General features: G+C 41.2%; 19 protein-coding genes. 15 read left to right on the top strand and 4 right to left on the bottom strand.

The features are described 5' to 3' along the window. The first annotated feature begins 12 nt into the window (after positions 1-12). The 6 genes from H6G26_RS02425 (at position 13) to H6G26_RS02405 (ending at position 2,276) form a co-directional block, all read left to right on the top strand. Entirely contained in the window at positions 13-348 is a 336-nt protein-coding gene (locus H6G26_RS02425) for a hypothetical protein (protein ID WP_206757526.1), read from the top strand. A gap of 1 nt (position 349) precedes the next feature. Next, positions 350-472, top strand: coding sequence for a hypothetical protein (locus H6G26_RS43685; protein ID WP_277883755.1), 123 nt, complete (start codon positions 350-352; stop codon positions 470-472). A 307-nt stretch (positions 473-779) separates the two neighbouring features. Beyond that, positions 780-1,160: a DUF6632 domain-containing protein gene (locus tag H6G26_RS02420; RefSeq protein ID WP_190727742.1), complete on the top strand. Its 381-nt coding sequence runs from the start codon at positions 780-782 to the stop codon at positions 1,158-1,160. Between the two features lie 84 nt (positions 1,161-1,244). Next, on the top strand, positions 1,245-1,475 hold the full coding sequence (locus H6G26_RS02415) for a hypothetical protein (RefSeq protein ID WP_190727796.1): 231 nt from the start codon (positions 1,245-1,247) through the stop codon (positions 1,473-1,475). Positions 1,476-1,654: 179 nt separating this feature from the next. Further along, the gene (locus H6G26_RS02410) at positions 1,655-1,891 is read left to right on the top strand and encodes a type II toxin-antitoxin system VapB family antitoxin (RefSeq protein ID WP_190727741.1); all 237 of its coding nucleotides are present in this window, start codon (positions 1,655-1,657) and stop codon (positions 1,889-1,891) included. After that, entirely contained in the window at positions 1,878-2,276 is a 399-nt protein-coding gene (locus H6G26_RS02405) for a PIN domain nuclease (RefSeq protein ID WP_190727740.1), read from the top strand. The genes H6G26_RS02410 and H6G26_RS02405 overlap by 14 nt, the downstream gene beginning before the upstream one ends. 208 nt (positions 2,277-2,484) lie before the next feature. Here H6G26_RS02405 and H6G26_RS44185 read toward each other — a convergent pair whose 3' ends face one another. Further along, positions 2,485-2,715, bottom strand: a complete 231-nt coding sequence (locus H6G26_RS44185; protein ID WP_347242420.1) for a hypothetical protein — start codon at positions 2,713-2,715, stop codon at positions 2,485-2,487. Positions 2,716-3,160: 445 nt separating this feature from the next. On the opposite strand from H6G26_RS44185, the gene H6G26_RS02395 reads away from it, so the two are divergent. The 5 genes from H6G26_RS02395 to H6G26_RS02375 all read left to right on the top strand — a co-directional run bounded on the left by H6G26_RS02395 (position 3,161) and on the right by H6G26_RS02375 (position 7,426). Next, the gene (locus tag H6G26_RS02395; protein ID WP_190727739.1) at positions 3,161-3,607 is read left to right on the top strand and encodes a DUF3598 family protein; all 447 of its coding nucleotides are present in this window, start codon (positions 3,161-3,163) and stop codon (positions 3,605-3,607) included. 125 nt (positions 3,608-3,732) lie between these two features. Then, positions 3,733-5,124, top strand: coding sequence for a histidine--tRNA ligase (gene hisS, locus H6G26_RS02390; protein ID WP_190727738.1), 1,392 nt, complete (start codon positions 3,733-3,735; stop codon positions 5,122-5,124). Between the two features lie 351 nt (positions 5,125-5,475). Beyond that, positions 5,476-6,111, top strand: a complete 636-nt coding sequence (locus H6G26_RS02385; protein WP_190727737.1) for a restriction endonuclease subunit R — start codon at positions 5,476-5,478, stop codon at positions 6,109-6,111. Positions 6,112-6,712: 601 nt separating this feature from the next. Further along, positions 6,713-7,000 (top strand): hypothetical protein, encoded by a 288-nt coding sequence (locus tag H6G26_RS02380; RefSeq protein WP_190727736.1) that lies wholly within the window; start codon positions 6,713-6,715, stop codon positions 6,998-7,000. Positions 7,001-7,012: 12 nt separating this feature from the next. Further along, complete coding sequence (locus H6G26_RS02375) at positions 7,013-7,426, top strand: hypothetical protein (RefSeq protein ID WP_190727735.1); 414 nt, start codon at positions 7,013-7,015, stop codon at positions 7,424-7,426. A gap of 315 nt (positions 7,427-7,741) precedes the next feature. Here the strand turns inward: H6G26_RS02375 and H6G26_RS02370 are convergent, their stop codons facing one another. Further along, positions 7,742-8,797: a glycerate kinase gene (locus H6G26_RS02370; RefSeq protein ID WP_190727734.1), complete on the bottom strand. Its 1,056-nt coding sequence runs from the start codon at positions 8,795-8,797 to the stop codon at positions 7,742-7,744. Between the two features lie 31 nt (positions 8,798-8,828). Beyond that, complete coding sequence (locus H6G26_RS02365) at positions 8,829-9,161, bottom strand: DUF565 domain-containing protein (RefSeq protein ID WP_190727733.1); 333 nt, start codon at positions 9,159-9,161, stop codon at positions 8,829-8,831. A 787-nt stretch (positions 9,162-9,948) separates the two neighbouring features. On the opposite strand from H6G26_RS02365, the gene H6G26_RS02360 reads away from it, so the two are divergent. From H6G26_RS02360 to H6G26_RS02350, 3 genes are all read left to right on the top strand, one after another. Further along, positions 9,949-10,584, top strand: coding sequence for a hypothetical protein (locus H6G26_RS02360; RefSeq protein ID WP_190727732.1), 636 nt, complete (start codon positions 9,949-9,951; stop codon positions 10,582-10,584). A 605-nt stretch (positions 10,585-11,189) separates the two neighbouring features. Further along, complete coding sequence (locus tag H6G26_RS02355) at positions 11,190-11,915, top strand: hypothetical protein (RefSeq protein ID WP_190727731.1); 726 nt, start codon at positions 11,190-11,192, stop codon at positions 11,913-11,915. A gap of 331 nt (positions 11,916-12,246) precedes the next feature. Then, the gene (locus tag H6G26_RS02350; RefSeq protein ID WP_190727730.1) at positions 12,247-14,199 is read left to right on the top strand and encodes a glycosyltransferase family 39 protein; all 1,953 of its coding nucleotides are present in this window, start codon (positions 12,247-12,249) and stop codon (positions 14,197-14,199) included. Positions 14,200-14,353: 154 nt separating this feature from the next. Here the strand turns inward: H6G26_RS02350 and H6G26_RS02345 are convergent, their stop codons facing one another. Next, positions 14,354-17,611 carry a hybrid sensor histidine kinase/response regulator gene (locus tag H6G26_RS02345; RefSeq protein WP_190727788.1) on the bottom strand — a complete coding sequence of 1,086 codons (3,258 nt, stop codon included), beginning with the start codon at positions 17,609-17,611 and terminating at the stop codon, positions 14,354-14,356. A 659-nt stretch (positions 17,612-18,270) separates the two neighbouring features. Between H6G26_RS02345 and H6G26_RS02340 the strand changes: the two genes are divergently transcribed. Beyond that, complete coding sequence (locus H6G26_RS02340) at positions 18,271-18,852, top strand: KaiA family protein (RefSeq protein WP_190727729.1); 582 nt, start codon at positions 18,271-18,273, stop codon at positions 18,850-18,852. Positions 18,853-19,070: the final 218 nt, after the last annotated feature.

The following is a 19,070-nucleotide window of genomic DNA, read 5'->3' as shown; positions in this document are numbered from 1 at the left end:
CCCATCATCACTATGCAACTCATTACCGTAACTAATGGCGATCGCTTCTGCCACAGTTTCGTCTACGATAATCAAAGCACTTGGAAGAACTTTTATAGTTTTGGTTCAGAACACGAGTCCATTCGTTCAGAACACAAGCCCATTCATTCAGAACACAAGTCTGTTGGTTCAGAACACGAGTCCATTCGTTCAGAACACAAGTCCATTCGTTCAGAACACGAGGTCATTCGTTCAGAACACAAGTTCATTCATTCAGAACACAAGTCCATTCGTTCAGAACACAAGTCTGTTGGTTCACTTAGTCAGTGGTGTGGTGTTGAAGTATGGCAAAGACATCTGGGAATATGAGATGATAGGTAGGGTACGCAAAAGCGATGCCTGGGTTGGGCTACGCCTACGTATTTGTAAAGCCACCATCACCCGGTTAAAATCGACCGCAGATTTAAAAGCGGCTGCTAAACAGACGGCGTAACTGGCAATACAGCACTTCCTACTGTTATGAAGTACAGTCTCTCCCCCGCGACACTCAATCTTCTTTCAGCTCTTTCGGCACTAAACACGTACCTCACAATAGCGGGAACTGCTGTAAGTAGGTATCATTTACTGTAAATGATGCCCATTGCTTGGCAGACGATTCAGTGTAGGATCAACTTTAAAACCAAGAGGAACATCAAGATTTCTAACACTCCTAAATTGAAGTGTCACTAGTGAGAATAGTATTACAAATAGGCATTCCATTAGTAAAAACTACTCTAGAAAAATAGTATGAGGTTGGAGTAATGGATGAGCAGCATCGGTACTTGCGAATCGCCCTTGTTGTTGTTGGAATTGCTTTTCTCCTGGTCTATCCGTTGATGAAGGTCTGGCCATCGGGCTGGGCATGGCAACCAGGCCAATATGAATACGAACAGATGATCGTGGGTGTTTATGCGACGCTCGGTGTCTTTTTACTATGGGCTTCTCGAAAACCAGAAGTGCATCTCAGTTTAATCTGGTTCACCGTCTGGTCGAGTTTTGTCCACGGGCTGATTATGGCGGTACACGCAGTAATTGACCCTGCGGAACGTGGACACCTGTTCGGCGATGTTCCAGCATTGATCTTGGTAGCAATTGTCCTTGGTTTCTTAGCATCACGCGAAGTAGTGCCAGTGCATGAATGAGCGCGGCATAACAAATTAAATGCAGTGGATAGAGTTATCTGCCTCCAATGAGCTTCGTCGCTATACTACGGTGAATGATGCTCATTGCTTTGCGTAGGCGTAGCCCGCCGCAGGCATCGCACTCTTGAGAAAATGCGATCGCATCAATGCTTCAATTTGGCACTTCCCATGTCTTTAGAATATCGAAAAGAAGTTTCTGAATTTCTGGCAGAAATTATTGAAGACGTGGCAATGGAGCAAGCGATCGCTGAAGGTGAAACAAGTGAACTGGTTAGTCGTGAGTCCATCTTTCAACTTTTAGAGCCGAAAGTCTGAAAGTCGAGTTTAGGAAAAGCTTTGAAAAGGATCTTAAAAAAATTCGGGATGGCGATTTGCTAGCAAAAATAAAAGCCGTATATCTTGGAGTAGCAATGAAAGCACTTAAAATCATGACAACGATTAATGGTTAAAATATAAAGAAAATAATCATATCTACTTCAACTTATACCCATTTTATGCAAATTACCCTTAACCTTGATGAATCTCTCCTTAACGAAGCCTTACAACTCACCAACTTCACTACTCAAGAAGAACTAGTAAATTTTGCTCTGCAAGAACTTGTGCGTTCACGAAGTGACTCTTCTGGAACATCACACCGCAAGAAAAACCTTTTCGACCTCGCTGGACAAATTCAGTTTACCCCAGACTTTGACCACAAAACTCTGCGCGAGACTCGTCATGCTGCTGATTGATACATCAGTTTGGATAGTCGTCTTCCGCAATCGCAACGGTCAAGTTCGCCAGCAGATTGAAACTTTGATTGCTAATCGAGAAGTTTTACTCACCCGATTCACTCAGCTTGAATTGCTTCAAGGTAGCCTGAACGAGCAAGAATGGACTCTCCTCTCAACCTACCTCGAAACACAAAATTATATTGAACCTTCGATTGATTCTTGGCAAGCGGCTGCCCGTATTTACTATGACTTGCGCCGCCAAGGGCTTACCGTTCGCAGCCCAATCGATTGCTGCATTGCTCAAACTGCTCTGGAAAATAATTTGCTTCTGATTCACAACGATCGCGACTTTGAAACCATTGCCCAAGTAAGACCGCTCCAACACCTTCGCTTTCAACCTTAAGTGCGCTCGTCGATCCCGCGCAAACCCTTAAAATAAAGTTTAAATGCTGTAGGATGAGGGGCAGATAAAATTTAGAAAGTGCTGTGAGCGAAACCGTCTATATTGAATATCCAATTGAAGCAGTTATTGAGATGGCAATTGCAAATTTTCTTGACACAGAGGCATTGGGTTTTGCAGATTGCAAACCAGGGCGTGGACAATAAAACTGTCAACTGGCGATCGCAGGCGGCGGGGCTGACGAAAGATATTGGTGTGGATACAGAAGAACATTAGAAGCCGACGATAAATGCGTAGGCGTAGCCCGCCGCAGGCATCGCTTGGAAGAAAAACCGAATTTGTTATGCTTTGCATCAAGTTCTAAGATCGCGATTTTGAAACCATTGCCCAAGTAAGTAGGCGTAGCCTGTAGTAGACATCGCTCCAACACTTTCGCTTTCAACCTTGAGTTTTTCCTGAAAAACTGACGGGCAAGTGCTACAAACAGAATTCGTTATGCTTCGCGTTAAGTTATGCCAGCGATGATTAAAGCCATTTTTAACAACCTTCCCCACTCATAATATGCGAACATAATTAAGTTGTAGCTGACTACCTGCACAGAGGTTAAAAGTGGATACCATTACAATCTCTGTTCTAAATCGCTCAGTAGATGCCACGGTAGAGATTCCTGGTTCTAAAAGTATTACCAATCGGACATACTCGTCGCGGCCTTAGCGCAAGGTGACTCGATTTTAGAAAATGCCTTATTTAGTGAAGACTGGCATTTGCTGTCACTGGCTTAAAGGTTCCAGGCATTGTAATAAAAGACCCTGGTTGTACAGCGAAAACCTTTCCCGATTACTTTACTCAATTTTTCCAAATGTTAGAACAATAAAAGGTGAATTGCAATGTTTAATATTCGAGAAGGAATGCCCGTGCTTGCTCGTCATGAAGGAGATTGGGTAGGAACTTATACATTAATTGATACAACAGGAAAAATTCTCGATAGTCATGAGTCTCATTTAACTTGTCAATTTCCAGAAAATGGGCCTCATCCCTACTATCAAATCAATCGCTACAAATGGTCTAATGGTAAACAAGAAGAACATGAATTTGCAGGAAGCTATAAAGATAATAAACTCTGGTTTGACACCGATCGCATCCAAGGTAAAGCTTGGGAAGCCGATAATTCAATTGTGATTTTGTGGTTTAGTTATAAAACAAACCCAGAGATGAGTTTATACGAAATGATCTATATTAGCCCTGACAATAACAATCGTGCCCGCACTTGGCATTGGTTTAAGAACAACAAAATTTTTCAACGCACCCTAATTCAAGAAGAACGGGTAAGATAGTAATTTCTGTTCTCAAAGATCATCAATCATCATTCTCCAGTCCGCGCAGGCGGACTTTGTTTATGTAGCCACGACTTCCAGTCGTTAGGCTTTCATCTCAAATTTCAACTTAGTAAGGTACACGCATGGCAAAAGGTGACAAAATAAACTTTTCTACTCCTAGTGGTTTCCCAGAATTTCTGCCTAGTGAAAAACGTCTAGAATTATATTTGCTAGGTATCATCCGTAGAGTTTTTGAAAGCTATGGATTTACGCCCATTGAAACACCTGCTGTAGAACGTTTAGAAGTACTGCAAGCTAAAGGAAATCAAGGCGATAATATCATTTACGGTATTGACCCTATCCTACCACCAAATCGCCAAGCCGAGAGAGATAAATCAGGCGAAACTGGTTCAGAAGCAAGAGCTTTAAAGTTTGATCAAACAGTTCCTTTAGCAGCGTATATTGCCCGTCACCTGAATGAATTAACCTTTCCCTTTGCCCGCTACCAAATGGATGTAGTTTTTCGTGGTGAACGAGCAAAAGATGGGCGTTTTCGGCAGTTTCGTCAGTGTGATATTGATGTAGTTGCTCGTCGTGAACTCAGCTTGCTCTATGATGCTCAGATGCCTGCAATTATCACTGAGATATTTGAAGCAATAAATATTGGTGATTTTCTGATTCGCATCAATAATCGCAAAGTTCTTACAGGCTTTTTTAAGTCAGTAGGAATTACCGAAGACAAAATTAAATCGTGTATTGGTATTGTTGATAATTTAGAAAAAATTGGTGAAAGTAAAGTAAAACAAGAATTAGAGAAAGAGGGAGTTTCAGGAGAACAGACTCAAAAAATTATTGATTTTATTAAAATTGATGGTTCCGTTGATGAAGTATTAGATAAGCTTAAGCATCTCGCCCAAAACCTGCCAGAAACCGAGCAATTAAGCCTGGGAGTTAGCGAATTAGAAACGGTAATTACAGGCGTGCGTAATCTCGGAGTTGCCGAAAATCGTTTCTGTATTGATTTATCCATTGCCCGTGGACTTGATTACTATACTGGTACAGTTTATGAAACAACCTTATTAGGACATGAAGCTTTAGGTAGTATCTGTTCTGGCGGTAGATATGAAGAATTAGTTGGGGTATTTTTAGGTGAGAAAATGCCTGGTGTAGGCATTTCTATCGGCTTAACTCGCTTAATAAGTCGGTTGTTAAAAGCTGGTATTCTTAGTACGTTAGCTGCTACACCAGCCCAGGTGATGGTAGTGAATATGCAAGAAGATTTAATGCCAACTTATTTAAAAGTTTCGCAACATCTGCGTCAGGCTGGAATTAATGTCATCACTAACTTTGATAAGCGCCCCTTGGGTAAACAATTTCAGCTAGCAGATAAACAGGGAATTCAATTTTGTGTAATTATTGGTTCTGAAGAAGCAGCAGCGCAAAAGTCTTCGCTCAAAGATTTGAAAACAGGTGAGCAGGTAGAGGTGCTATTAGTAGATTTGGCTGAGGAAGTTAAAAGAAGGCTTGTTTCATAAACTACGCAAGTTCTAAGGGTAGTAACCCAACAAAATCCTTGATTTTGTTGGGTTTCACTTTGTACCTTTACGGGGAAGCAAGCTACAACCCAACCTACAAATATTTTATTTATTCATACTAGTAAAAGAGTGTTAAGGAAGTTGATCAGTCAAACAAGGGTTAAGATCAATACAATTCAGTTAAGGCTTGATCCTCCCTAACCCTCCTTAAAAAGGAGGGAACTAAGCCCCCCTTTTTAAGGAGGGTTGGGGGGATCTTCCGAGGTCAAACATCACTAACTGAACAGTATTGGGATTAAGATAGGTTTTATATAATTTGCATTGGGTTTCACCTTAATCAAGCAAAAATATATGACAATTCTCAACGCTCGTAATTTATCTTTAGAAGAAGTTCATCGTCTGTTTGGCTTCCAAAAACAGTATAGTGACTCATTTTCTAACTACTTATCTCTGGAACCTCTCACGGAAGCACAAGAGCAGGAACTTCTGGAAATTAGAAATGACTTTGATAGATATCTTACAGCAGGGAAAGTTTCTGAAGGTCAGGTAAAGTTTCTTGCAGTTGCTCCTTTATTAAGATTAGCTGGTTTTTATCGCTATCCTATCGAGATTCTTTTGGAGGAAAATATTGCTGATATTGAAGTTGAAGATGAAGATATAAAAATTAAAGGAAGATTTGATATTTTAGCTATTAGTAAAGCTAAACATACAAAACCTCAAATATATTTTTGGGTACTGTTAATTGAATCTAAAAATAGTCAGATTGATATATCAACTGGTTTATCTCAGCTACTCACATACTCTTATAAAAATTTAGATAATCAAAAATCAGTTTGGGGATTAACAACTAATGGGAGAAGTTATCAGTTTGTCTATATCGAGCAAGGAAATCCTTCTATTTATTACCTGTTACCAGAATTAAACTTAATGGAAAGAGAGCGTTCAAGCCAGTTGCTACAAGTTTTAAAAGCAATTTGTCAGCTTTAAAAGCGTAGTTAAAGATGCCGAGAGAGCTTTTTTATAAGTTGTCAGACTTTTCAAACATCCTCTAAGGATTATTTAAGCGATCGCTATTATATGTAATAAACTTTAACCTCTCTCCTAAAAGGAGCTACGGTGTACATACAAGTTTCTCTGGACGCAATTTACGGTTTATCGAAATAGCTCAAAAAAACCTCACCCTGCTTATGCTACGCAAAAGCTGTCCCTCTCCTTACGAAGGCTACGGTGTACACACAAGTCTTCTAGAGTTACGCCACAGGTTTTGATCCCCCCAACCCCCCTTAAAAAGGGGGGCAAAAGCCTTTCAAAGTCCTCCAATTTATCGGAGGATTTAGGAGGATCTACAAGACTTTGGTTTTGTATAAAGATGTGTGTACAGCGTAGCTTTGGTAAGGAGAGGGATGTCCGTCAGGACAGGGTGAGGTTTTTGTTTTGGGTAATTCGATGACTTGTGTGTACACCGTAACTCCCCTTATGAGAGATAGGGAAGGGGCTGGGGGTTAGGTTTATATTTAACTCAACTGCAAACCGTGTTCACGAGTATCAAAGACTCATTCACAAAGCTCTGAGGTTCAACGACGAAGCTTTGAGGTTCATTCACGAAGCTTTGAGGTTCATCGGCGAAGCTTTGAGGTTTATTCACGAAGCTTTGAGGTTTATTCACGAAGCTTTGAGGTTCATTCACGAAGCTTTGAGGTTTATCGACGAAGCTCTGAGGTTCATTTACAAAGCTTTGAGGTTCATCGGCGAAGCTCTGAGGTTCATCGATGGAGTTCAAAGACTTGTTCACGAGTATCAAAGACTCATTCACGACTGTGTTTCAAAGGCTCATCCAGTTCTTAGCGATTTTCGGGTAAGTCCTGATAGAATCTGAGAAGGTATTAGCATGATTATGCACAACCGTATATTTACTATTTTATTTTTAACTCTATCTCTGGCTACAACACCCCAGTTTGTAGTTGCTCAAAACAATATTGAACAGCTATTTCAACAAGGCTTTTTGACTCTTGTCACACTTGCTGCGATCGCACCTGGTACTCCTACATTTGAAGGTAATATCATTTCTCAAGAAATGAGCTTTATTTATAATGGACAGCAACCCAAACGGTTTATAGAAAATATTAGTGGCATCAAACAATTAGAAAGTGAAGGTATTCAAATCTTAACTTTCACAGGCAAGTTTGAAAGTGAATTTTCCCAACTTAATCAGTCAAAGTCGTTAAAAATCCAACTTAAAGACCGCGAAAGTAAATGGATTATTGCTGCGGCTAATTCCGAAGGAACGAGCGAATCGGTCTAGATCAAGATTTTCCCGTTTCCAGAATCCAGGGTAGCTGGTTAGATGGCGTTTTACCTCGTGATGCAATTATTGCGCTGTTCTCTTTTGGGGCTGCTACAGTTGTGAATCTTCTGTTTTGGTTATTTAGTAACGCTTCTAAATCAGAGTCAAATCCATAGCCGTTAAAATAATTCGTAATTCGTAATTCGTAATTAAGTTTTGCAACGGGGGATAAAGACAAGAGTCGTAAAACTTGCCGATGACAAAGTGGGGGAGTTAAATCCCCAGAATTTGTTAGGAGTTAAGAGTTAAGAGTTAAAAGTTAAGAGTTAGAAGTTAAGAATTACGAATTAATCCGCAATACACTGCACCAAAGCTATGATCGGTATGAATCTCAATTACTAAATCAACCACTGTTGCATCTTTTACCAACGGTTTGATGAATAATTCCGGGTGAAGCGATCGCCAAAAATAATTGACAAATTGCTCTATCTCTGCATTGCTCATCCCCGATTTACCCGCAGCAATCATCTGCTGTTCCGCCTGTTTGCGCCACTCCAAGGAACAACGGTAATCGGTGGGATATAGCACAATTAAGCTGTCTAAGCGTTCCCACAGTGGTAGATAATTGTGGAGGCGAAGATTCATATCACGGGCAAATGCTCTATCTTCATCTGTGAGAATTGGCGGTGGTGCAGTATCAAATACATCTGCGTTAATTGGCCGCACACCCACAAACCAACCTTCAAATAGTACAATATCTACACCTGTTACCATTTCTGGAGTGGTGCGATCGCCAGCACCTCCAAAAGCAGATTTATCAAAACGGGGAACCATCACCGAACTTTGCAACTGGCGGATTCGATCTAGTACATTTAAACCTAAATCTACATCGTGGGTTCCTGGTGGGCCGCGCCAAATCAAGCGGGGATCTTGTTGTGTTAAAACCAAGCGATCGCTGTAAGTTTTATATAAGTCATCTAAAGACAAACTCACACTCCGGTATCCCAACTGATTCAGAATCAAGCTGAGAACCTTGGACATTGTGGTTTTACCAGTGCCTTGTCCTCCCAATATTCCCTGAATCAGGGGGCGTTCTAACTGTTGGCGGTGCGATGCTAGCTTGATTCCCAAAGGAAGCCACAAGTCCCACAATACTTGTAACATTTCCTTGGGTTCGATTTGGAGGGTAGTTTGACAAAATTGGCTAAAAGCTGGGAAGACAGATTTTAGTAAATGCGATCGCCTTTCGATTACTTCATCAACATTATCCGGCGTGATCCCAAAAGCTTTTGCCCTTAACCTATCTGCCAATGCTGCTTCTTTTGCTTGCTGCTGCCAAGTTTCCCCCAGCTCATCGTTTACTAAAATTTCGCCCAGCCACCAACTCATAATTTACTCCTCCTTTTTCCCCTGCCTCTTCTCACGAACCCAGCTTAAAGGCTTCGAGAAACAGGCCGTAGATGAAACCAACTTTGAGCAGATTTAGTGATTCTACGAAGAGCGATCGCTTGGCGAAAAAGGTCTGGCTGTAAAATATTCTACTAGTCACTTCCGTTAATACTACTAAAAAACCAGCGACAAAAATATCTAATTCTGCCCGTTGACCAGCTGTAGTGGACATTACGTTTGCCAGAAAAAAACCGAACAAAAAACTCATGATCAGCAACGATAACCGCCGCCAAGGATTTAAAAACCATTGCCCCAAGCGTGTAGCAATGGCATCGAATAAGTTATTGAGACGAGTGTTTTGCATTACAAGGGCTTCTGGGGAAAAGTCAAGATATCTTAAAACATCTCTTATATTAAGGAGGATACTGGTTTTATCATCAGGTTGTTTGTTAATATTGTAAATATATACTGGACTTCCAGTGTTTATTTAAATTTGCCAATTTTATCATCTTCAGGGAAGTACAGTTTCTTGGAGAATGTTTGGAAACTATAAATATTTAGTTTGATCCCGCGAAGCTAGGCTTAAAAAGTGGGAAAGTGACTCAAATATCCCTTTTTTAAGGGTAGGCAGTTGCTTGGGGTGGTTCAGGAAGAGCCAACGGGAAACTCGTCTTCTTTGCCTGGATTCACCGTGCTACCTTCCCATTGTGCGAACTGGCGTGGATTTACGATAATCTTCAAAGGCTTTCCAAACATTCTTGTAAGGTGGCTTTTAATAGTAGGAGATAAAATATAGTACTTAGATTTATCTAAAGTTTGGCAAAGTACGCCTTGTTGAGTCCGTTAGCGGTTTCAGGAAAGTTTTATTTTTTTATCCAAATGAATTGGCTAGCTCGGCATCTAATTTTCTTGTTTTTATCCAAGTCTAGCGTCAAGACAAAAAGCAATGGGTGTCTGTACCCCTTGTTCGTCAAATATCAAAGACATAATTTCTTCCAAATATTTTCTAATCAAAATGATACTTGTAATACATTGGTATCCCCAATTGTAGGAAAGTCTATATTAAGCTACTTTCTATGATTGCTTTTTGTGATAATAGGCTACTATTTGGTCAAGCCTAGACAAAATATTTATTTCTAATAACTATCAATATGAAATCTTCGTTATATCGTAACCTTGGTGTTACAGCTTCTTGCTTGGGACTGCTTGTTGCTCTAGTGGCATACTTTGGAGTGAGCGTATCCTTTGAGTCCACAAACCCAGATACATCTTCACAACTACCAGCTGAAACTACTCAGTGGGAAACCACTTCCTCTACACCCGTTTCACCTGAAAAAGGTATTTCCGCTAGTCTATCTACTCCAACAACTACCCCAACTAATCAAGTAGACCATAGCATTAAAGAGAACACTTATCCTGTCTTGGCAGAGCGTGATAAATCAGCAAGCATTGCTAAAGATCAAGGAACTTTACGAATGAGCAATCAAACAAATCAGCCTGTACGGTTGGCCCTACTGGCGCGACAGTCGGTAGCAAAAGGCTCTGGTACTAAACAAGCTAACTATGATGTACCGGCACATTGGGATTTTGCTCCCCAAGAAGGTAGTGACAAAGGACTAATTCTATCCCTACCTAAAAATAATTTAAAACTGGAGAAGGGAGATATTTTAATTGCTTTTGCACAAGATGGTTCCCGTCGTTACTGGGGCCCCTATGTTGTCGGCGAAACTCAATTACCTAAATGGAATTACCAAAACAGAGAATGGCAATTAGTGCTGAGTCCATAGTCCATATTTAGGTAAATTCAGCTACTATCAGCAAGACAAGTTGCTTAGAGCAACTTGTTCAATGGAACCGCGTATGTATAGCTGAAAGTGAGCAAAAAGCTTTAATTAATCTACTTACAGGATTCAAGCCGAGAGTGCAACAACTTTTAGCACACCACATCCGGCACTAAAGCTAGTGCTATTAATACAGAGATAAGAATATATCTCTGTATTTAAATATATAAATTATTTATCTGACAGTGAACAAACTCCCTGAAAATTAAATTTTTGTCTAGATATGAATAAGGATTGATCTATCTAAGTACTTGTACCAAAAAGCGTGTTTTTTAGAAACACGAATCTCCCACCACAACGTAAGCTTAGTGGGGGAGTGTCAATTTAATATCTTGCCATTCCCTAACAATTGGCGATGGGCTACGCCCCACCATAGGTGATCACAACCTATCTTAAATTAACTTTGAATGTAAAAAATTGCCCCGCACTTACAGAAGCTAAGTGTGGGAATATTTCACTAGACTGATTTTACGTAACGTTAACTGGGAGCAGGAGCAATTTCTCGAAGTGTTTAGTGAGAAAGTTATTTCAAATTTGGTATAAGAAAAAGCATGATCACTGCAATATGTGCAATCGCCTTAGTCATCGTACATTTATTTTCAGGTAAACTACAATTCCTCAATACTAAACTGCGTAGTCGTTGGCTCTCATTTGGCAGTGGGGTATCTGTCGCTTATGTGTTCGTCCATGTTTTGCCAGAATTAAGTAAAGCCCAAGTAACACTCCAAAGCAGTTTGGATATTAGGCTTGCTTTTTTAGAGCATCACGTCTATTTGGTGGCACTTTTAGGTTTAGGGGTGTTTTATGGCTTAGAGCGATTTGCCAACAAGTCGCGTCAACACAATCAAAAAACAGGCAAGGGAGATATTACCTCTTCAGGAGTTTTTTGGATACATATTGCTTCTTTTGCTGTTTATAACGCTTTAATTGGTTACTTGCTAGTACATCGAGAAGAATCAAGTATCAAGAGTTTATTGTTCTTTTCGTTTGCGATGGGATTGCATTTTGTAGTTAACGATAATGGTTTGCGCGAAAACCACAAACAAGCATACGACCGGATTGGAAGGTGGTTGTTAGTAGCTGCGATAATTGTTGGTTGGGCAATTGGTATTGGCACGGTAATTCATCAGGCGGCCGTCGCAGTTCTCTTCGCCTTTTTAGCCGGAGGTATTGTACTGAATGTACTTAAGGAAGAGCTACCAGAACAGCGAGAAAGCCGCTTTTGGGCGTTTGCATTGGGTGCGCTCGGCTATGCAATTCTTTTATTAGCTTTTTAATTTCTGGCTCAACCACAAAACCCTAAGATACTAGTAACGCAAGGTGGAAGTCAAAAGTCAAAATGAATACAGCGTAGGCGTTTCGTTATTCTTTTGGTATGAAGTACAACGGAATCTGTTCACTTTAGTTGTACGTGAGCATATTTTTGGTAATCTTAATAGTGATGGCATTATATAAAGCTCATAAATAATGCTTTTTGTCAATGCGTAAGCTCTAGTAATTAAACGAACATAATATGAGAGAGAATTGTTGAGTTTGAGCCTTGTAAGAACAAAAGATAGATAACTAACGACTATTGATTATTGATTAGTGATTGTTGACTATTGACTAATGAGCATGAAATTGAGTGTTAAGCACACTGTTGATCAGTGGTTCAACAAAATAGCAAAGAATCCAGCCCTTGGTGTAACTGTGTCGATTTTGTGGTTGATAGTGATTGGCTGGATAGCTTTTGGGTGGAATTTGGGCAACACTGGCTTAATTGATGAGACAGAGCCGTTGTTTGCCGAAGCTTCGCGCCAGATGTTCGTCACAGGTGATTGGATTACCCCATTTTTCAATGGTGACACTCGTTTCGATAAACCTGCTTTAATTTACTGGTGTCAAGCGATCGCTTATGCAATTATTGGGGTGAATGAGTGGGCAGTACGACTTCCTTCTGCGATCGCAGCATTCGCCTTAGTTTGTTTAGGTTTTTATACCGTACAGTGGTATTTCGCTAGACAAGACGAATTAGAACAAGTTTCACGTCCTACTCGCCGCTACAAAACATCTTTTATAGCAGCAGCGCTCATGGCACTCAATCCCGAAACTATTATTTGGGCGAGAATTGGTGTCTCTGATATGCTGCTCACCGGATGTATCGCATCAGCTTTGTTATGTTTCTTTCTAGGGTACGCAGGGAAGGGAGTAGAGAGTAGGAAGCAGGGAGCAGGGAGCAGGGAGCAGGGGGAAAATTCCTCTCCTCTGCCCCCTGCCCCCTGTCCCTCTGCCTCTTCTGCCCTATTCCCTAATAAGTGGTATTTAGCTTTTTATGTGCTGATTGCTGGCGCAATTTTGAGTAAAGGGCCAGTGGGAATTGTTTTACCAGGGCTAATTGTTGCCGCATTTTTGCTTTACGTAGGGAAGTTTCGAGAGGTATTGCGGGAAATGCGCCTTCTCGTGGGTATGCTGATAATTTTAGGTTTATCAGTGCCGTGGTTTGCTTTAGTAATTTGGCGCAATGGCTGGAATTATATTAATGCCTTTTTTGGTTATCACAACCTGGAACGCTTTACAGAAGTAGTTAATGGTCACTCAGCACCTTGGTATTTTTACTTTTTAGTGGTGCTGCTGGGGTTTGCACCATACTCAGTATATTTACCAATTTCTATAGTAAGACTAAAGTTTTGGCAGCGATCGCACTGGCGATCCCTTGAACGTTTTCAGCAGTTCGGTTTATTCGCCTGGTTCTGGTTTGCTAGCATCTTTGGTTTTTTCAGCATTGCTGTTACCAAACTCCCAAGCTATGTATTGCCTTTAATGCCAGCAGCAGCCATCCTAGTAGCCCTATTTTGGAGCGACTTTTTCCAGGATATACAGGCGAGGCAAATTCCTGTTTCCTCGTCTCCCCTTGTCTCTGCCTCTAGCACTCCTCCCGTCTCCCCCTCTTTTCTGAGAGTTAGTGGTTGGGTGAATGTAATGTTTTTATCAGTTCTGGCAACAGCACTGTTTAACATAACCCACATTTTAGGTACTGATCCAGCTATAAGTAACTTCCACGAACTAATTCAACAATCTGGTTTACCAGTAATAGCCGGCCTCATGTGGCTGATTTGTGCCATTTCAGTTGGGGGTTTATTACTAAGCCAGCGATGGAACTACATTATCGGTATTAATTTAATCGGGTTTGTGGCGTTTTTAATTTTTGTCTTAACTCCTGCTTCGTTCTTTATCGATCGAGAACGTCAATTACCCTTAAGAGAATTGTCTGCGGTCATTTTAGAAGCAAAACAACCAAATGAAGAATTGATCATGCTTGGCTTCAAAAAGCCTAGTGTGGTATTTTACAGCCGCATTCACGTAAATTATTTAAGATTTCCCCAAGAGGCTATAGAGCATATTCAAAACCAAGCTGCTAAGGGATTACAACCTCCATCACTGCTGCTATTGGCTGAACAGAAAAAGTTTTTACAAATGGACTTACAGCCAGATGATTACAAGAGTTTATCGACCAAGGGCGCTTATAGCTTGGTTCGAGTTCCTTTTAAGAAAAAGAAAAATCAAAAGATAGACATATCATAAATAGTCATTAGTCATTGGTCATTGGTCATTGGTTATTCACAAAAGACATAGACGCTTCTGCGGTGAAGCAGCGCGGTCTTGGGGGTTTCCCCCATGAGCGACTGCTGAACCCGAAGGGCTTCCCGCAGGGTAGGACAAATGACTAATGACCTGATTAACATTTGTCATTGTAACCGTTGACAGCTAAAGCATCATTGATCTGGTTTAATAGGTCTTCCATTGATATTGATCGCGGTAATATTTGGGTAGCGATCGCACCAACAATAGTTTCTATAGATTCCAAACCATTCTTCTTCTGCTTGTCAATTTCCTTGTAAACTACCCCAGGTTGGAAACTGGTTTCTAGACGATTTAATCGCTGATTCAGTACCAAAATTGGTGGTAATTTATCGGGCGAATTTCCCAATGTTTTCAGTGCTTTTAGCACGTCTTTATGGATAGCGGATTCTCCTAAACAAATTAGCAGTAAGTCAACGCTTTGGTGGCGAATTTGTTGTAACACTTCTGCCCAACAGGGACTCATCGCTGCTTTGAAGCCTGCTGTTTGTAGGTACTGAATTAAAGCTTGGAACCACTCAGATCCCCGTTCAGCAGTTTCACTACTAATTGAGCAATTTTTTGCTGTTCGATAACCCTTAACTTGCTTGCGTCTTACCTGTGGTAAATCACGCAGCATTGTCAAATCCACTACCAAGATGTTAGGAGGGCAGCAAATACCAGAAGCAATTTCCAGTACTGATAATAAGGCATCTGTTTTCTCGGTACGATTGTTATTGTCTTTGGTAAATGGTGTTAAGTAAGGAAATACAGATAACCCTGGTATTTTAGAAGCTATTAGCGTAGTAGCAACATCACAAGTAACAAGTGGTAGAGCCGCCAAACGTGTGTGCTGAATTAGTTGTTGCAGATAAATTTGGGCGGTGGTACTTTCGACATCCAGCAAAATGACATCAAATTGCCATACCCGCGCCAAAAGTTCTGCTTGATCTAAGTCATCTACTTCAATCACTCGGTGTTCTCGAAGTGAGGGGTGGGGATTGACCGATTCCAATTGGGGATTCACCAACCTGAGAATTCGCAGTGGGGTTTTAGTCCGGGTAATTGCGCTATTGTCTAACCCTTGCTGCAAAACGGCTTGTGCAGTACATAATTTTTCTAAAACTGGTGCTAAGACCTGATGCTCTACTGGCAAACTTAAGAAACCATCGGCTCGGTTAGCAAATGCTTGCTCCTTTTCTGCTCCCGTTGCGGTCACAATTACAGATATATGACGGGTTGCGGTGTCAGATTTCAGTAAAGTCAGCACATCCCAGCCTGATAGCAAGGGTAGCAACGGATTCAAAAATATCGCGATTGGTTGCAAGCGCCGAGCTTTTTCGACTGCTTCTGTCCCCGATCGCGCAATCACTACCCGATATCCTAAACCTTTGAGTTGTTCGGTCAAGTCTTCAATATATCGGGCTACTGCCTCGACTACTAAAACCAACCGTTGCGAACTCGCGGGATGATGTTGTGTGGATGTATTAACCTGCTGACGAGCTGCTGCGGGGTTTTCTCGTGTCTGTTGGTATCGTGTCTCTTCCTCTTCTCTGATGCCCATATCTGGTTCAGAAAAGCCTGTTTTTGGGGGACTGGGTGGCAGAAGTAGGGTAAACTGGCTACCTTTTCCTTCACGAGATAAGAAGCTGACATCTCCTCCGTGGAGACGGGCCAGGGCCCGAGTTAATACCAGCCCCAAACCAGTGCCTTCAAATTGGCGGGTGAGGGGATTTTCCAGTTGTTGGAATTTTTGAAAGATTAAGTGTTGCTGATGTTCAGGAATACCAATGCCTGTATCCCAAACCGTAAAGGCAATCCATCCTTCCCAACGGCTCACCCGCAGCCCGATTTCGCCAGATATTTCGGTGAATTTAAAGGCATTAGAAAGTAGGTGTACTAGCATCTGACGTAAGCGCAATTCATCTGCCACTATCTGGTCTAAACCTAGTTCAATTGAAAGGCAGAATTCGGGAGCAGATGAACGAGCATTTTGTTGAGTTTGGGATGTTGTTTTAGGAGTTTGAGTGTGGATGGCTTTGGCTTCTGATAGGGCGCGATCGCACACAGCACTAATTTTTACTGGCGTCAGCGTTAAATCCATTTGTCCCGTTTCCATCCGGGTCAAATCTAAAATGTCATTAACCACACTCATCAGGTGGCGACCACTTTGATGAATCAGTCCCGCATAACGCGCTTGACGCTCGTTAAGTTCTCCCAACTGCTGATCCACGAGCAAGCGCGATAGTCCTAAAACGGCAGTTAGGGGAGTTTTGAGTTCATGACTAATACAAGCTAAAAACTCATCTTTGAGCCGATTGAGTTGAATTAAATCAGCATTTTTTGCTGCTAATTCTTTGCAAAGCTGCTGTTGTTCAGTGACATCAGTCGCTAAGACCAACCACAAATCATCGCTCAGTGCAGCCTTATTTCCAGCACTCATGGCTTGAAACTCAGGACTGTCTAATGGAATTTTGGTAAACTGCCAGATTCGCTCCTGACCATTTTGCACTTCGACAACGCAAGTACAAGTACCTACTTGGCTATCCAAATAGCACCGACTGTATACAGCATCTAGTGATGCTTCTTGCTGGGTCAGTTCTTGTTCACTACCATGCTCATTTTCCCCACCATTGGGATAAACCTTGATTGCTCGTTGGCTAACATATTCTGATTTTTCGGAGAGCTTAGGGGCAAGAATTGCCTCCACCTGTTGCCTAACTCCTTCTGGATCTTTCAAGGCTCCTAATTGCTGCCACCAGGCGGGATTTCGTGCTACCACCTCGCCACTACTCGTTTGCAACATCAAAGGCCAAGGCAGTCTTTCTAGCAACTGTACCAACGGCTGGTGTCCCAATGATTTAGGTTCTGGCGGCTGTACACCAGCATTATACTCATGGCGATGCTCACCAGATGATCTCTGCCCGGCTGAACTTAGTGACCCAGCCATGCGTTCCTTAGCCAACAATCGCAACAGGCGTGAACTATCCAGCAGCCCTAAATATTGACCCTCAGAGTCAATCAGCGCCCAATCTAATTTCTGGTGTTTTTCGACTTGTGGATAACGCAAGTGCAAGCTTAATTGCTCTACACGCTCAGAAGCTGATATTGTCTGTATTGGCTCAATTAGACCTTGACCCCAGGTAGAGAGTGATTGGTGTAAATTTAGATTTTTATCGTCACTATGTGTTAATAATTTTTGGATTAAACGGGCAGAATACAGCAATCCTATGGGGCAGTGGTGTTGATTCACTACTACCAAGCGATCGCACTGCTCTTGCTCAAAAATCTCTAACACCACTGCCAGAGAACTTGTTTGGGGGCAGCTAGGTACGGTTGCCTGAAAGTTATAAAGCGGGTAATCTAGCATTAACATAGGGCTTTGGGGGTCATTCTTCCTGTGGAACCCTCCGGCATTTCCATCTGCCAACTGTTGATGGTCTTTTCGCCTGAAGTCATATCCTCTAAGAAGACTCATATAAGCAACTCTGGTTATTTCAACGCCATTAAAACAACGGGATTTCCCCTCACGGACACTTGCTTGCGGACGAGTGCATTTTTCACGAGGCGACGTTTCTCATTTCTAGCAACTAACCTCCCCAGTGTCTTACTGGTATTTAAACTCCTCATCGATAGCGACAGCTAAAACAATTATGGCCCCAAAGAATCGCTTTAGAACCTTGAGGAATTATAATGATTTAGAATAGGACAATCCTTTAAGTTCGTTTAAGTATCTTATCAAGGAGCAAAAGAAAGAAATCTATCTATACAAATAGATAGATATGTAAATAATCAATTATCTACTGGGTCTTGCTATGGCGACAGATACCCCATCATCAAAAACCTACTAAGTCTTATTACTCAGTTGCTGGACTAGGTTGTTGAGTGGCTAGCACTATCTACTAAACATAGAGCGTTATTTTGGGGTGGAATCACCAGTTTACTGCACATCTAGTATTCCCTTAGAAGCGTTAGCCAAACTTATCAGCACACGTTTCTTGGTCAGGGCGATCAAGGAGATAGATTCAAGAATAAATGTTATTACCGATATTGATTCTGCAACCTGATGTTAATAAATCTTTAAATAATCCAGTAGGCTTAAACAACCAAAAAAGTTTGAGCACGTGGGCGTGGAAACTTATTGACAGGATTATTGCCCAATTTTGCTATTTACCTGCTGCTGCAACTACCTCTGGAAAAATCAACTATTTACCAAATTGGCTGCAACAAAATCCAAATAAGGCATGTACTGACAAGTACATCTACCTGTTCGCCAGTAACACCCAAAAAAGTCAACAGCATTTTCAGGAGATGACTCCATCAGAAAGGCAAGGATTATTAAGACAACTCAAATTAGATTACAGCTTGATTCTTATAGATTATTTTACCACAGATAAAACGCTCAAAGAAAAAATTGATAAATTTATCAATACTATATTTTATGGTAATATTCCTGTGCCCCAAATCATCGAAATTCACATGGAGGTAATCGAAGAATTTTCTAAACAGCTAAAATTAGAAGGAAGGAGCAATGAAACGTTACTTGATTACCGTCTAACGTTGATAGATATCCTAGCTCACCTGTGTGAACTCTATAGGAGTTCGATTTATAAATAAATTAAACTTATAGATGTTCAACTTGGAACAAGCTACCTCTATTAGTCAAAAAAGAGGGAAAAAGGCACAAAACTTGGAGCTAGGGGAAAACACCATAAATAAACGTAGCTGCTCTCAAATATGGACGTATTTCTTCTCGTGCCAAGACCCGAAATAAATATTTTATTTTTGAGCGTAAATCAGTTTATTTGCTCTGAAACCCTTGAATGCAGGGAAAT

Origin of the sequence: Nostoc sp. FACHB-888 (genome assembly GCF_014696655.1) — a bacterium.
Classification (GTDB): domain Bacteria; phylum Cyanobacteriota; class Cyanobacteriia; order Cyanobacteriales; family Nostocaceae; genus Nostoc.
This window is presented reverse-complemented; position numbering and strand designations above follow the sequence as displayed.

Excerpts from the sequence above, each read along its gene's own strand:
- H6G26_RS02425 (WP_206757526.1), top strand. The coding sequence starts at position 13 with ATGCAACTCATTACCGTAACTAATGGCGATCGCTTCTGCCACAGTTTC.
- H6G26_RS43685 (WP_277883755.1), top strand. The coding sequence starts at position 350 with ATGATAGGTAGGGTACGCAAAAGCGATGCCTGGGTTGGGCTACGCCTA.
- H6G26_RS02420 (WP_190727742.1), top strand. The coding sequence starts at position 780 with ATGGATGAGCAGCATCGGTACTTGCGAATCGCCCTTGTTGTTGTTGGA.
- H6G26_RS02410 (WP_190727741.1), top strand. The coding sequence starts at position 1,655 with ATGCAAATTACCCTTAACCTTGATGAATCTCTCCTTAACGAAGCCTTA.
- H6G26_RS02405 (WP_190727740.1), top strand. The coding sequence starts at position 1,878 with ATGCTGCTGATTGATACATCAGTTTGGATAGTCGTCTTCCGCAATCGC.
- H6G26_RS02395 (WP_190727739.1), top strand. The coding sequence starts at position 3,161 with ATGTTTAATATTCGAGAAGGAATGCCCGTGCTTGCTCGTCATGAAGGA.
- hisS (WP_190727738.1), top strand. The coding sequence starts at position 3,733 with ATGGCAAAAGGTGACAAAATAAACTTTTCTACTCCTAGTGGTTTCCCA.
- H6G26_RS02385 (WP_190727737.1), top strand. The coding sequence starts at position 5,476 with ATGACAATTCTCAACGCTCGTAATTTATCTTTAGAAGAAGTTCATCGT.
- H6G26_RS02375 (WP_190727735.1), top strand. The coding sequence starts at position 7,013 with ATGATTATGCACAACCGTATATTTACTATTTTATTTTTAACTCTATCT.
- H6G26_RS02370 (WP_190727734.1), bottom strand. The coding sequence starts at position 8,797 with ATGAGTTGGTGGCTGGGCGAAATTTTAGTAAACGATGAGCTGGGGGAA.
- H6G26_RS02365 (WP_190727733.1), bottom strand. The coding sequence starts at position 9,161 with ATGCAAAACACTCGTCTCAATAACTTATTCGATGCCATTGCTACACGC.
- H6G26_RS02360 (WP_190727732.1), top strand. The coding sequence starts at position 9,949 with ATGAAATCTTCGTTATATCGTAACCTTGGTGTTACAGCTTCTTGCTTG.
- H6G26_RS02355 (WP_190727731.1), top strand. The coding sequence starts at position 11,190 with ATGATCACTGCAATATGTGCAATCGCCTTAGTCATCGTACATTTATTT.
- H6G26_RS02350 (WP_190727730.1), top strand. The coding sequence starts at position 12,247 with ATGAGCATGAAATTGAGTGTTAAGCACACTGTTGATCAGTGGTTCAAC.
- H6G26_RS02345 (WP_190727788.1), bottom strand. The coding sequence starts at position 17,611 with ATGTTAATGCTAGATTACCCGCTTTATAACTTTCAGGCAACCGTACCT.
- H6G26_RS02340 (WP_190727729.1), top strand. The coding sequence starts at position 18,271 with ATGTTATTACCGATATTGATTCTGCAACCTGATGTTAATAAATCTTTA.